This is a genomic window from Labrenzia sp. PHM005, from assembly GCF_006517275.1.
Lineage (GTDB): Bacteria > Pseudomonadota > Alphaproteobacteria > Rhizobiales > Stappiaceae > Roseibium.
Map to the genome: position 1 here is coordinate 1,291,475 of NZ_CP041191.1, position 13,563 is coordinate 1,305,037.

A 13,563-nucleotide genomic window follows, 5' to 3' on the forward strand; every position below is an offset into this window, starting at 1 on the left:
CTTGGCGGGCAGTTCAACTGCCCGCCATTATTATGACCAGCTGGAATTGGGGCTCCGGCAGGACGGATACTAGGATGCGAATTTTGGACAAGGTCCCAGGACTGAGCGCCCTCGCTGGCGCTTGTATTGTTTTTGCCGGTTTGTTTTATGCACCGGCTGTGGCCGACGAATTGTTGAGCCACCGCGAGGATCTGTCGGAAGAAGACAGGGCCAAGGTCTTGAACGTGCTGCCGCTCGCCACGGACTTTTCCAAGGCCGAAGGTTTTGAGCGGATGCAGGGCGGTGCGGGAACCTCCCGGAAGCGGATCAACCGCGACGCCTTTTCCCACTCCAACGCAAATCTGACGTTCGAGCAGGAGCGGGACTTCAAACTCGGCAACGGCCTGTTCAAAAAACTCTGGGCGTCTTCTCCGGCCTCGACAAAGGCATCGGACGGTCTGGGCCCACTTTACAATGCCCGCTCATGCCAAGGTTGCCATTTGAAAGATGGCCGCGGACGGCCGCCGCGGCCAGGTGATGAAGCGGTTTCTTTGTTCCTGCGTCTCTCCATTCCGCCGCAAACTGAAGAGCATCAGAAGGCCTTGGCCGATAAGACGCTTTTGCGGATCCCTGAACCAACCTATGGCGGTCAGTTTCAGGCGTTTGCCGTTACAGGCCTGCCCGCGGAAGGCCGCTTCGATATTGTTCACGAGGAGATTGAAGTACCGCTGAATGGTGGTGAAGTCGCCGTTCTGCAAAAACCGGTTTACAAGATCCGGGATCTCGGTTTTGGCGACATGCACCCGGAAACGCTGATCTCGCCGCGGGTGGCGCCGCCAATGATTGGCTTGGGTTTGCTTCAGGCTATTCACCCTGGAGATCTCGAAGCTTTGGCGGACCCGAACGATCTGGATGGCGACGGAATTTCAGGAAAAATCAGCCTTGTGCGGGATGGCCGGACAGGAGATCTCATGATCGGCCGGTTCGGCTGGAAGGCTTCCAATCCGAACATTCGCGATCAAACAGCTGGCGCCTTTTCAGGCGACATCGGGATCAGTTCCCCGGACAAACCGGACAATTATGGTGATTGCACAGAGCGTCAGGTTGCGTGCCGGTCCATGCCCCATGGCGAACAGACCAATCTGGGTGTTTCCGAAATACCCGATCCGGTGATGGATCTCGTCACCTTCTATTCTGAGAACCTGGCCGTTCCGGCCCGCCGGGATGTTTCCGATCCGGACGTCTTGCGGGGCAAGGAACTTTTCTATGAGATCGGCTGCACCAAATGCCATCAGCCGAAATATGTCACCCGCCGGAATGCGGAAACGGAAGCGCATCAGTTTCAGCTGATTTGGCCGTATACGGATCTTCTGCTCCACGATATGGGCGAAGGGTTGGCCGATGGGCGTCCCGTTGGTGATGCCACAGGCCGGGAATGGCGCACCCCGCCGCTATGGGGGATCGGCTTGACGGAGACGGTCAACGATCATACCCGTTTCCTGCACGATGGCCGGGCGCGCAACCTGCTCGAAGCTGTTTTGTGGCACGGCGGGGAAGCGGAAATGGCACGCGATCAGGTGATTGCAATGGAGCCCGGAGAGCGTAAGTCCTTGGTCCGGTTTTTGGAGTCGTTGTAATGCTGCGCATGTTTGGAATTTGTCTGGCGCTGGTGGCCAGTTGGCCGGCACTGGCAACAGACTACCGGAAACCGGTGGACGCGTTGATTTCCGGATATATCCGGCCCGCAACGCAGACATTTGCCGAAACTGCGACCAAACTACCAGCGGCCGTCCAAGCGGTATGTTCTTTACCCCATGAAACAAGCATCGCGGCGTTTCAAAATGCCAATGCAGACACCATTCGGGACTTCGCAAAAATCCATTTTCTGCGATTTGGCCCCCTCGTCGAAGAGGATCGTCTAAGCCGTCTAGCGTTCATGCCAGATCCGAGGGCGACAGCACAGCGGCAGATCCGCAAGTTGGTCGCAGCGCAAGACACTGGCGTTCAAAACGCCGATACGTTGGCCGGCAAGAGCGTTGCTGTCCAGGGTCTGACGGCGCTGCAGCTGATCGCCTTTGATAAGACTGGGGGCGTGACACTTGGAAAAGACGGGCCGGACAGTTTCGCCTGCAAGTACAGTCAGGCGATCGCAGAAAATGTGGCCATGATTGCCAATGAGACTGCTGCTGCCTGGCAAGATCCGAAGGGATATAGTCAGGTTCTGCTCGAAACTGGGGCTAAAAATGCGCGGTTCAAATCCTCAAAAGAAGCGCTGGAGTCGGTGTTCAACGTTCTTGCGACCGGGCTAACCGTCGCGCGGGATCAGAACGTATTGCCTGCCTTGGGCAAATCGGAAGAAAAGGCAAAACCGCGCAGAATTCCATTCTCCAGGTCCGGTAATGGCGTTTTGTTCCTCTCCAGCGAGCTGTTGGGGCTGGAGCAAGCCTTGGTGAGCATGAATTTGAAGCCGATGTCGTCCTCCGAACATGAATGGCTGTTCGACACGCTAGGATTTGAATTTAAAAACGCCCAAAGCCTTTTAAGTCAGCTTCAACCGCCCCTGCGCCAGACATTTGAGGAGAGCGGCGCGTATTCCAAACTTAAGGTTCTCACGATCACGCTTCAGTCAATCCGCGAACTGGTTTCGCCGGAAATTGCCGGTGCATTGGGTCTGGCCGGAGGCTTCAATGCCCTGGACGGCGACTAACACCACTACCTTTTCCCGCAGGGGAGTGTTGGCGGCGCTGGGCGGTCTTGCCACTTTGCCACTGTTTGCAAAGACAGGTTTTGGCAACAGCCTATTGAGCGTACCGGTCGACACCCCGCTTTTTGCCAGTGCTTTCAAGGATGCATCTGGCGGATACGGCATTGCGATCCTCGATGATACTGGGCAGATCCAGGCCCAAGTAACTCTGCCGGCCCGGGGGCATGGTATCGCTGTTTCCGGCGATGGGCAGTGTCTTGCCGCCTTTGCCCGCAGGCCCGGGACTTTCGCGGTTATTGCCTGGCCGTTTTCAGAAAGGCCCCTTCAGACTCTCGTAGCTTCCGAGGGCCGGCATTTTTATGGGCACGGATGTTTCTCAAAAGACGGCCGCTTGCTTTATGCGGTTGAGAATGACTTTGAAAATGCCCGCGGTGTGGTCGGGATCTATGATGTCAGCGGCGCAGATGTCGCCCGGCTCGGCGAAATCGACAGCCGCGGCATAGGCCCTCACGAAGTGCTGATGAGCGCGGATGGCCAGACCCTGATCGTCGCCAATGGCGGGATAGAAACCCACCCGGACCGGGCGCGTGAAAAGCTCAATTTGAAGACCATGTCGCCGTCCGTGGTGTTTCTGGATGCTGGAACCGGCGATCTGCTGGCGGAACACCGGTTGGACCGGTCGCTGCATCAACTCTCTTTGCGCCACATGGCTTTGGATGGACAAGGCCGCGCCTGGGTGGGGGGGCAGTTTGAAGGCCCGGAAGACGATACCCCGCCACTTGTGGCTGTGATTTCCCGGGATGAGGCTCCCGTTTTGACTGGATTGCCTGCTCATCTGATGGGCAAGCTTCAGAACTACATCGGCTCTGTGACCGCCAATGCCGAAGGCAGCGTAATCGCAACGTCCGCGCCCCGGGGTGGTAAGGCACTGTTCTGGAACGCCAAAAACGGCACTTTCTTAGGGCATCAGGACATTCCGGACGGATGCGGCGTTGCGCCGATCGATCAAGGCAGTTTTCTGATTTCCGATGGCAACGGCGGCGTGTCCTATGTCGCGGATATGCTGGATGGCGCTGAGATCCTGGCGCGGCCACCCGGTTTTGCCTGGGACAATCATTTGACACGGCTCGGCAGGACGCCGGTCTAACAAAGCCTAATTTTACGCGAAAACGGCTCTTTTCCACCTTTTGTCAAAATCTACCGGCATGCTCTTGCTCGGATTGGTCTACATTGTGGCGATTCGCCATTGGGAGACACTGAAATGAAACGGCTTTTGGTCGGTCTGGGCAGTCTGCTGTTTGTGATTGTCACTGCGCTTCTCGTGGTGCCCTTTTTCCTGCCCAAAGATCAGATCAAACAACAGGTGGTTCAACAGATCGACAACCGGTTCGGTTGGCGGATCCGGCTGGATGGCCCTGTTTCCTTGTCTTTGCTGCCGGGGTTCCAGCTGACAGCAGAAGACATTGGTATCTCTGGTGAGGCAGGCGCGGACGGTATTGAGTTTGCAAAAGCCAAGCAGATGGAATTCGGTTTGGCCTGGGCGGGCTTGTTGTCCGGCAATATCCAGGTCACCGGGATCACCTTGATCGAACCTGATATCTACTTGGAGAAAAGTGCATCTGGAGCAACAAGCTGGGAGCCGCGCAAAGCCTTGCGTGCTCAGCCAATCGGTTCCGACAGTGGCTCCTCGGCAACGGAACCCGCTTCTCAAGCGCAAGATGGTTCGGATACGCTGGCTGTTTCCAATCAAGGATATCTGGAAAGCATTGGTGTTGACCGTGTCGAGATTTCTAACGGCAAACTCACCTATATTGATGGGGGCTCAAACCAGAACCTCTCCGTTCAAGATCTTAATCTCACATTGAATGCACCGGACCTTGCTGGAAGGGCGGAACTGGCATCCAGTTTTCTATTCCAAGACATTCCGCTTGAGATTGCAGGATCACTGACCAATCCGCTCGGACTTGTGTCTGGTGATCAAGTGCCGGTCGACCTTTCCTTCAGCACCTCAGACAATGTGGTATCTATCAAAGGAACCACAGGACTAGAGCCTCCACGTGCTGATTTGGCGCTGGCGGCCTCCGGTCCTTCTCTAAAAGCTCTGGCAGCGCTTGGCGGACAGCAACTGGATGCGGACCCAGGCGCGTTCAAGCTGGATGCACAGCTGGCGGGCTCGGAAGCCGCCGTGTCGATCGCCGATCTTCATCTCGTGCTTGGAGCGCTGTCACTTGGCGGGGCCGCAGATGCGGATTTGACCGGCTTGGTTCCGGAAGTATCCGGTCGCCTTGTGCTCAAAGACGGATCAATTGCGGATCTCTTGCTGCTCGCCGGACAGGATTTGCCAGCGAGTGGTCAATTGAGCGCCGATCTGGCCTTTGAAACCGTTGGCATGAGCGGCGAAGAGCTGGTCGCGGGGCTCGACATGAATGGCTCGGTTACCATTTCCGATGGCGAAATCGGCGGCCTTGGTCTCGCCGATGCAGTTGGCGGTGATCCGGAGGCCGACCGGATTACAGGTCTTTCTCTTGATATTGAGATGCAGGGGCTTGAGTCCCCTCTGGCTGCACGCGGCGCATTAAACTGGCGCGGCGAAGGTTTCAGCGTAACGGGCGAGGCAGACACGTCCAAATTGCTCGCTGGAGATCCCGGTGCGGTCTCTGTCTCGGTGAAAGGCAACCGGGTGACGGTCGGGTTTGATGGCTCGGCTCAATTGCCCGCCATGATCGACGGCGCCGCTCGGGTCAAAACCGCCGATCTCAGGGGCCTGATGGCCTGGATGGGGCAGCCATTGGCAGATGGCGGCGGGTTGAAAGCGTTCAGTGCTTCGGGAATTTTTGGGTTCCAAGGCGACACCGTATCCTTTGAGGAAACCCGCTTTACTCTCGATGAGACCTCCGGCGAGGCCAATGGCAAAGTGACCCTAGGCGGTAAACCCACAGTCACTGCACGCCTTGACCTCAAGGAGCTTGTGCTAGATCCGTATTTCGGCAGCGGGACTTTGATAGGCAATGCGGCGGCAACGCAATCAGGAACAGGCGGTGCCGCGGCCCCGGCGCCACAACAAGCTGCCGGCGGCCAATGGAGCACAGCTCCCGTCGACTATTCCGGTCTCAAAGCCGCCAACGTCGATTTCAAGGCAACAACTCAGGAAATTCGCCTGCACAAGGTCCGGATTGGCGAGAGTGCATTGGCTGTTGCCATCAAGGACGGTGTTCTGAATGCTGATCTTCAGAAACTCAGCCTTTATGAAGGCTCAGGCACGGGCTCCGTCCGTCTGGATGGCGCTGCCGCCACCCCGGCCCTGGCGGCCCGGTTTGATCTTGCCGGACTGAATGCCTATCCGCTCTTGCGGGATGCAGCTGACTTTACCTGGATCGAAGGCAAGACCCGCATCAATCTGGATGTGAGTTCCTCGGGCGCAAGCGAGCAGCAGATGGTGCAGAATCTCAAAGGCACCGCTGGGTATGTCTTTGAAGACGGTGCGATCCGCGGCATCAACATTCCACAAATGGTGCGTGGGCTCTCGGTAGAAACCTTGCTGGGCTGGCAGGCGAACCCATCCGCCAAAACCGATTTTTCATCGCTGTCTGCGTCGTTTCGGATAGAAAATGGATTGGCCCATTCCAACGACCTGTCCCTTATCGGTCCGCTGCTGCGCATGACGGGTCAAGGCACCACGGATATGCCCAATCGACGTATATCCTGGCGGGTGGAGCCTAAAATCGTGGCGACACTGGAAGGTCAGGCGCCGATGCCGCGCCGCAAGGGAACGGACAAAAAACTCGCCAGTCTTGGCGTCCCGATCATGATTGAAGGGACGTGGGCTGATCCGCGTATCTACCCGGATATCGCAGGGATCTTGGAAGATCCTGAAGCGGCCTACAAGAAGCTTCAAGAAGTTGGTGGGGAGCTGATCTCGATCTTGAATGGTGAAGCGAATGTGCCCGAAAGCCTTGCCGATACGGCAAACCAGGTGATCGAGCGGGCGACAGGCGGACAAACCCAGATCAACATTGAGAAAGTCATAGAAGGCGACGTCAATGATGAAGACGTGCTCAAGGCCGTCGAAGAAGGTTTTGGCCTGCCCGAAGGCTTGTTGGGCAACGTGTTTGGCGGCAAGAAAAAAGAAAACTAAAGGTCCAACGCCGCCATCATCGCTTTGACAGCAGTGTCCACCGTGCCGGTGTTCTCGATCCGGATGAGGTTGGGAACATTTTGCGGCTCCAGATCCGCCCGCTTCAAACGCGCCTCAATATCTTCGCGGCTTTCGCGGCCGCGAGCTGACAGGCGTTCGGCAAGGACATCCACCGGAGCGGTGATCAGAAGCACAATGGCGGTCTCATACTTTTCCGATGCGCGCTGCAGGACTTTGCGGGAGCCGTTAGCGATGACTGTTTTGCCGCTTTGGATGGCAGAATCGTAGGTTTTGGGAATGACATACCCAAGCCCATGAGCTTCCCAGGACAGAGCTACGTCTCCAGCTGAGACGAGTGACTGGAAGTCTTCGCGGCTGAGCGTGTCGTGATCTTCGGCATTGGCATCCGCTTGCCGAGTGATCGCCCGCCGGGCAAACACAACACTCTCACTGGCGCTCAGTTTGTCCTTAAGGGCACCCATCAAAGTGTCCTTGCCCGCGCCGCTGGGTCCTACGACAAGAACCATGCGGCCGGGGGCAAGTTTGCCGGCTTCGGCACTCGATTCGGTTTGAAATACGTCGTTCATCGCAGAACCGGAACTAGGCAACGCGGCGGCCTTCGCGCCAAACGCCGCGGACGATCGGAACATTTCCAACCAGCTTGACCTGCACGAGATCTGCCCGTTTGCCCGGTTCCAGAACGCCGCGGTCGGCAAGGCCGATGGCCTTGGCCGGAGTTGAAGTCACTTTAGCGACCGCTTGAGGTAAAGTGATGCCGTCAATCTCGTCGGCGAGTTGGAACGCGGCCTGGAGGAGGGAAGCCGGGATGTAGTCGGACGACAAGACGTCGAGATGTCCGGCTTCGGCCAACTCACGAGCTGACACGTTCCCGGAATGCGAACCACCGCGCACAACATTAGGGGCGCCCATCAGGACTGCCATGCCGGCTTCGTGGGATGCCTTGGCTGCTTCAAGTGTTGTGGGGAATTCGGCGATTTTGGTGTTTAGCGATACAGCCTCGTCGACATGATCAACCGTCGCATCGTCATGGCTGGCAATGGCGATGCCATTTTCCTGCGCGTAGGCGGAAATGGATTTGCGGTTGCCTGGTGTGTTTTTGTCGGCTCGCGCTTTGCGTTGCTCGATGAACTCGGCCATTTGCTCATCGTTAAAGCCGCGCTTGCCTTTGTAGTAACTGATGTAAGAATCGAGCGAAACGAACTGGCGCTGACCCGGTGTGTGATCCATCAGCGAGATGAGGCGCACGCGGTCGTCACCGTCGAAATATTCAAAGGCCCGGATAACATCCGGTGCAGAAACCTCGCAGCGCAGGTGGATGTAGTGATCCGCCCGCAGGCGATGTTCGTCCTGACCGGTTTCAACTGCATCGGCAAGTGCACGCATGTCGGCGACTTTCAGGGTGTCCGTGGACGGGTCATCGTCATCCATACCAACCCGCAATGCATCAAAAACGGTGGTAATGCCGGCACAGGCAATCTGGGCATCATGAGCCTGAACCGCAGCAACCGGATTCCAGCGCACCTTTGGCCGCGGCGCATAATGTGTTTCCAGGTGATCGGTGTGCAGCTCGATCAGTCCCGGCAGCAGAAAGTCGCCTTCACAGTCGTGGCCCGCGGTCTCGGACGGAGAGCCAATGTCAGCAATCAGACCATCCTGGTCGACGGTCAGCGAGCCGCTGGTCACGTCTTCAGCCAAAACCAGCCGGGCATTTTTGAAGAGTTTCGGATGCGTGCTCATGAGACTTCCTCATTGGGGTTTGCCAGCGCCATTTTAAGCGCTGTGATCGGGCTCTCCGAGCCTGTCAGTTCAAAAATGCGATGGACGTCAAACGGAGCGCCGCGCTCCGGTTCGACATAAAGGCCGAAGTGGCGGCACATGAGGGCCGAATTGGTGACCGCTGAAAAATGGGATTTAGCACCCAACGCCATCGTTTCTGTCTCCGCTTCGTTTTCCAGTTTGTTGGAAAGCGTCATGTGGAAACGGAATTCGTCGAAGATGTAAGGATAGCCCCAGTCTTCGACATAAGCGTCCTGTTTCGGGGTAAGATTGGCCTGGCGCCGCCGGTCCAGATCTTCAGCGTTTAAGGGTGCGCGAAAGGGGTCGAAGTGGCGCACGCATAAAGACGCAAAGGCCTCAAGGTCCGGTTCGGTCTGACCCGGCGTCAGTGCCAGGAATTTGCCCAGCCGATTAACACTGAGACCTTTCAGATCGAACGGAGCGATCATTTGTGCAAAGCTGGTACAGGCCGCGAACAGTGCATCCTCAGTCGCGCTTTCCGCAAGAGAGAAAGGTGCCTTGAGCGTGCCATGAAATCCATACCGCCGCGGGCTTGTCGTCAAGTCGGCAAAGCGCGCCGGATCCAGGCCGTCCACATTGGGTTGTTGGACGGAGGTTCCAGAAAAGGGATCGCGCCCCAACCAGGTGGTGCCCAGTTGCATCAACGGAGTGTCGGCGTCAGCGGCAAAATAGATGGCGTAGCGCATGGTTGAAATCTTGGATCAAGAGGGGCAAAGCCAGAGCGAAGGCCTTACCGGGGAGGGATGACTGTTCTGTGACATTCTGTTCGCACCAGCAAGTCTTTTGGAGGCGCTCATTAGATTAATGCGTCTCCAAATAGCCTTTCCCACTGAGAGAAGTTGCCGAAAAGACCGGGTAAGGGGGAGACACGCTCGTAACTCCCCCTTACCCCGGCGCTCTCCCCGTGGGAGAGGGAGCAGATGTCCTTTGTTGGTTTTCCGCGTTCCAAGATCATCAAGCCGCGGCCTCGGCGCTAAAGCTGGTGACATCGATGATGCGGTCTGCAATTTCTTCACGCACATCCTGGTCGTGCAGGATACCGACCATGGCAACGCCCTTGGCCTTCTTCTCTTCCACCAGGCGGACCACAACAGCACGGTTGGCCGCATCGAGAGAGGCCGTCGGCTCATCCAGAAGCAGGATCGGATAGTGCGCGATGAAACCCCGGGCAATGTTGACCCGCTGCTGTTCGCCGCCGGAAAAGGTAGCCGGTGGCAATTTCCAGAGCCTTTCGGGGACATTCAGCAGGGAGAGAAGGCTGCGCGCCGTATCGAGCCCTTCTGCTTCGCTGGTGCCTTGGGCCACCAATGGTTCGGCGACCACTTCCTCGGCAGAAACGCGCGGGATCGTGCGCAGGAACTGGCTGACATAGCCGATTGTGTTTTCCCGCAGCCGCAAGACCTGGCGCGGCTCCGCATCTGCAACGTTGATGATCTCCTCGCCAACAGTCACCAGGATCTGGCCCTGATCGCAGCGGTAGTTGCCGTAGATCATTTTCAGGATCGAGCTCTTGCCCGCTCCGGAGGGACCGCCAAGGACCACGCATTCGCCGGCCTCGACAGAAAACTCGACGCTTTCGACAACCGGGATCACCGTGCCGCCCTGAAGGTGCATGGTGAAGGACTTGCCGACACTGTTCAGATAAAGACGCACTGGCATGATCAGACCTGCAAAATGGAGGAGACAAGCAACTGGGTGTAAGGCTCGCGCGGATCGTCCAGAACCTGATCGGTCAATCCCGCTTCAATCACCCGGCCGTGGCGCATCACCATGATCCGGTGCGACAGCAGACGGGCAACTGCCAGATCGTGGGTGACGATGACGACCGATAGCCCGAGATCAGCGACTAGACGGCGCAGAAGATCGAGCAACCGGGCCTGGACCGAAACGTCCAGACCGCCGGTCGGTTCGTCCATGAAGACCAGCCGCGGATGGGTTACGAGATTTCGGGCAATCTGCAGCCGTTGCCGCATGCCGCCTGAGAACGAGCGCGGATCATCGTCGATCCGGTCGCTGGCGATCTCTACCCGCCCCAGCCAATCATCTGCCGTCTCGCGGATCTTGCCGTAGTGCCGGTCGCCGACCGCCATCAGCCGCTCGCCGACATTGGCACCAGCCGAGACGTTCATGCGCAGGCCGTCGGCGGCATTCTGATGCACAAATCCCCAGTCGGTGCGCATCAGCAAGCGTCGTTCCGCTTCCGAGAGCTGATAGAGATTGCGCATCGACCCGTCGCGCATGCGGTATTCAATGGCGCCTGCGGTGGGTGCAAGTCGTGTCGACAGGCAGTTCAAAAGCGTGGTCTTGCCAGAACCGCTCTCTCCGACAATGGCCAGCACTTCGCCAGGCCAAAGATCGAAGGAGACGTCGGTGCAACCAATCCGGTCGCCGTAGTAGCGGGTCACGTTATGGACCTGCAGCAGAGGGTCGTCAGCCTGAAAGACACTCATCGGGAGGCCTCCTGTGTGGTCGAGCCTTGTACGCCAATTTGCTGAGCGGCTGGGTTTGCAGCCATCGGTCCGACATGCCCTGCGGCACGCCGTTCTTCGCAATAGTCGCTGTCCGAGCAGACGAACATGCGCCCGCCCTTGTCATCAAGAATGACCTCGTCGAGATAGACATGCTCTGCGCCGCACAGCCCGCATGGCTTGTCGAACTTCTGAACCTCGAATGGATAGTCCTCGAAGTCGAGGCTCTTCACTTTGGTGTAGGGCGGGATCGCATAGATGCGTTTTTCCCGGCCCGCGCCATAGAGCTGTAATGCGGCCATTTCGTCGATTTTCGGATTGTCGAATTTCGGCGTTGGCGAGGGATCCATCACATAGCGGTCATTGACCATCACCGGATAGGCGTATGTGGTGGCGATGTGGCCGTTCTTGGCGATGTCCTCGTAGAGTTTTACGTGCATGAGACCGTAGTCTTCGAGGGCATGCATCTTGCGGGTTTCCGTTTCCCGCGGCTCCAGAAACCGGAGCGGTTCGGGGATCGGGACCTGGAACACCAAGACCTGGTCCTCACGCAGGTCCTTTTCGGGGATTCTGTGGCGGGTCTGGATGACGGTTGCCTCAGACGTTTCGTAGGTCGTGCGCACGTTTGCCGTCTTTTCGAAGAACCCGCGCAAGGAAACGGCGTTGGTTGTGTCGTCCGAGCCCTGGTCGATCATCTTCAGGCAATCATTCTTGCCAAGGATCGAGGCGGTGACCTGAACCCCGCCGGTGCCCCAGCCGTAGGGCATCGGCATCTCGCGCGAGGCAAACGGTACCTGGTATCCCGGGATCGCGATGCCTTTCAGGATCGCGCGGCGGATCATGCGTTTGGTTTGTTCATCGAGATAGGCGAAATTGTATTCACCCTGATCGAAAATCTGAGCCGTGGCGTTCATTGTGCGGCCCTCCGTTCATCGAGAATTTTGCGATAGTTTTCGAGCCGCATTTCCAGTGTGCCGGTGTGAAGCTCGAACAAATGATTGTCGGTGTCGTAAAAGTAGATGGATCGGCCTTCGCCTTCGACGCGGTCGCGCGGCGGCTTGAACTCAAGGCCGAGCGATTGGATCGCGGCAAGCCGGGCATCAAAGTCTTGTTCTTCAATCTTGAAGGCAACGTGATTGTAGGTGCGCCCGGGCAGCGGCGCGCCTTTCATGATCGCAATCCAGACATCACCGACCAGGAAGAACTTTTCCTCCGACAAGGAGAAGGTGTCCTGGCCGCTGTCGTAGACTTCTTCTGCTTTCAAGACATCCGTCAGGATCCGGGTCATCTTGTCCAGATCACTGACGATGAAGGTCATATGGCTGAGGCCACTGCTCATTCCGCAGCCTCTTTGGCAGTGGTTTCGGCTTCTTCGCGGGCCCGTTTTTCAAACCACTCCCCGCGCATGCGACGCACCAGATCGAGTTCGGCCTGGAAGTCGACATAGTGCGGCAGCTTCAGGTGTTCGACGAACCCTGTTGCTTGAATGTTATCGGAGTGGGAGAGGACAAATTCACCGTCCTGGGCCGGGGCAACCTGTTCTTCGCCGAGTTCTTCCCAGCGCAAAGACCGGTCGACCATCGCCATGGACATGGCCTTGCGCTCGACTTGTCCGAAAACGAGGCCGTAACCACGCGTAAAGGCGGGCGGAGCCTTTGCCGATCCCGCAAACTGGTTGATCATCTGGCACTCGGTCACCTTGATTGTGCCAAGCGTGACAGCAAAGCCGAGTTCTTCCGCAAAAAACTCCACTTCGACCTCACCGTACCGAATTTCACCGGCAAAGGGGTGCGTCCGGCCGTAACCGCGCTGCGTGGAGTAGGCGAGCGCGAGCAAGAAGCCCTCGTCGCCCCGGGCAAGGTTTTGCAGACGCAGATCCCGGCCTGCCGGAAAAGACAGCGGATCGCGGGTGAGATCGCCCACCGGAGCGTTTTTATCGGCTGCCGGGTCCGGCTCGATCAGGCCTTCATCTCCAAGGAGATCTGTGACGCGTGGCATCGGCTCGTCTTCGACCGGAGCCGTTTCCGCGTCGAAGCCCCCGCTCTCGCCTTCTGCAGCAAGGGCAAAATCCAGGAGGCGGTGGCTGTAGTCAAAGGTCGGGCCAAGCATCTGGCCGCCTGGCAAGTCCTTGTAGGTGGCCGAAATCCGGCGTTCGACAAGCATCTTGGCCGTGTCGACGGGTTGGCTGTAGCCGAACCGCGGCAGCGTTGTCCGGTAGGCACGCATCAGGAACGCGGCCTCAATTAGGTCACCGCGCGACTGTTTTATCGCCAATGCGGCGAGGGTTTCGTCATAAAGCGAGCCTTCCCCCATCACGCGGGCCACCGCGTGTGACAGCTGTTCGGCTATTTGCTCCAGAGTGAGCGAGGGAACGGAGGTGTCACCGCGGCGCCGCTTGGCGGTCAGCTTGTGGGCATTGCGGATGGCCTTTTCGCCACCCTTTACAGCAACATACATGG

12 protein-coding genes are annotated in these 13,563 nt (G+C 57.8%); 4 read left to right on the forward strand and 8 right to left on the reverse strand.

The annotated features are described in order from the left end of the window. Nucleotides 1–74: 74 nt before the first annotated feature. From FJ695_RS05795 to FJ695_RS05810, 4 genes are all read left to right on the forward strand, one after another. Nucleotides 75–1,616 carry a di-heme oxidoredictase family protein gene (locus FJ695_RS05795; protein ID WP_247653795.1) on the forward strand — a complete coding sequence of 514 codons (1,542 nt, stop codon included), beginning with the start codon at nt 75–77 and terminating at the stop codon, nt 1,614–1,616. Beyond that, nucleotides 1,616–2,686: an imelysin family protein gene (locus tag FJ695_RS05800; protein ID WP_141184560.1), complete on the forward strand. Its 1,071-nt coding sequence runs from the start codon at nt 1,616–1,618 to the stop codon at nt 2,684–2,686. The genes FJ695_RS05795 and FJ695_RS05800 overlap by 1 nt, the downstream gene beginning before the upstream one ends. Then, nucleotides 2,667–3,830 (forward strand): DUF1513 domain-containing protein, encoded by a 1,164-nt coding sequence (locus FJ695_RS05805; RefSeq protein WP_168206272.1) that lies wholly within the window; start codon nt 2,667–2,669, stop codon nt 3,828–3,830. The genes FJ695_RS05800 and FJ695_RS05805 overlap by 20 nt, the downstream gene beginning before the upstream one ends. 114 nt (nt 3,831–3,944) lie before the next feature. After that, nucleotides 3,945–6,818 carry an AsmA family protein gene (locus FJ695_RS05810; RefSeq protein WP_141184561.1) on the forward strand — a complete coding sequence of 958 codons (2,874 nt, stop codon included), beginning with the start codon at nt 3,945–3,947 and terminating at the stop codon, nt 6,816–6,818. Here FJ695_RS05810 and phnN read toward each other — a convergent pair. From phnN to FJ695_RS05850, 8 genes are all read right to left on the reverse strand, one after another. Continuing rightward, nucleotides 6,815–7,405, reverse strand: a complete 591-nt coding sequence (gene phnN, locus FJ695_RS05815) for a phosphonate metabolism protein/1,5-bisphosphokinase (PRPP-forming) PhnN (RefSeq protein ID WP_141188591.1) — start codon at nt 7,403–7,405, stop codon at nt 6,815–6,817. The genes FJ695_RS05810 and phnN overlap by 4 nt on opposite strands. Before the next feature lie 13 nt (nt 7,406–7,418). Next, on the reverse strand, nt 7,419–8,576 hold the full coding sequence (locus FJ695_RS05820; protein WP_141184562.1) for an alpha-D-ribose 1-methylphosphonate 5-triphosphate diphosphatase: 1,158 nt from the start codon (nt 8,574–8,576) through the stop codon (nt 7,419–7,421). Continuing rightward, nucleotides 8,573–9,322 carry a DUF1045 domain-containing protein gene (locus tag FJ695_RS05825; protein ID WP_141184563.1) on the reverse strand — a complete coding sequence of 250 codons (750 nt, stop codon included), beginning with the start codon at nt 9,320–9,322 and terminating at the stop codon, nt 8,573–8,575. The genes FJ695_RS05820 and FJ695_RS05825 overlap by 4 nt, the downstream gene beginning before the upstream one ends. A 268-nt stretch (nt 9,323–9,590) precedes the next feature. Beyond that, complete coding sequence (gene phnL, locus FJ695_RS05830; protein ID WP_141184564.1) at nt 9,591–10,295, reverse strand: phosphonate C-P lyase system protein PhnL; 705 nt, start codon at nt 10,293–10,295, stop codon at nt 9,591–9,593. Nucleotides 10,296–10,297: 2 nt separating this feature from the next. After that, nucleotides 10,298–11,086: a phosphonate C-P lyase system protein PhnK gene (gene phnK, locus FJ695_RS05835; RefSeq protein ID WP_141184565.1), complete on the reverse strand. Its 789-nt coding sequence runs from the start codon at nt 11,084–11,086 to the stop codon at nt 10,298–10,300. Next, nucleotides 11,083–12,018, reverse strand: a complete 936-nt coding sequence (locus FJ695_RS05840; RefSeq protein ID WP_141184566.1) for an alpha-D-ribose 1-methylphosphonate 5-phosphate C-P-lyase PhnJ — start codon at nt 12,016–12,018, stop codon at nt 11,083–11,085. The genes phnK and FJ695_RS05840 overlap by 4 nt, the downstream gene beginning before the upstream one ends. Continuing rightward, nucleotides 12,015–12,443, reverse strand: a complete 429-nt coding sequence (gene fosX / locus FJ695_RS05845; protein WP_141184567.1) for a FosX/FosE/FosI family fosfomycin resistance hydrolase — start codon at nt 12,441–12,443, stop codon at nt 12,015–12,017. Before fosX ends, FJ695_RS05840 begins: the two co-directional genes overlap by 4 nt. Beyond that, nucleotides 12,440–13,561: a carbon-phosphorus lyase complex subunit PhnI gene (locus FJ695_RS05850; RefSeq protein ID WP_141184568.1), complete on the reverse strand. Its 1,122-nt coding sequence runs from the start codon at nt 13,559–13,561 to the stop codon at nt 12,440–12,442. Before FJ695_RS05850 ends, fosX begins: the two co-directional genes overlap by 4 nt. Nucleotides 13,562–13,563: the final 2 nt, after the last annotated feature.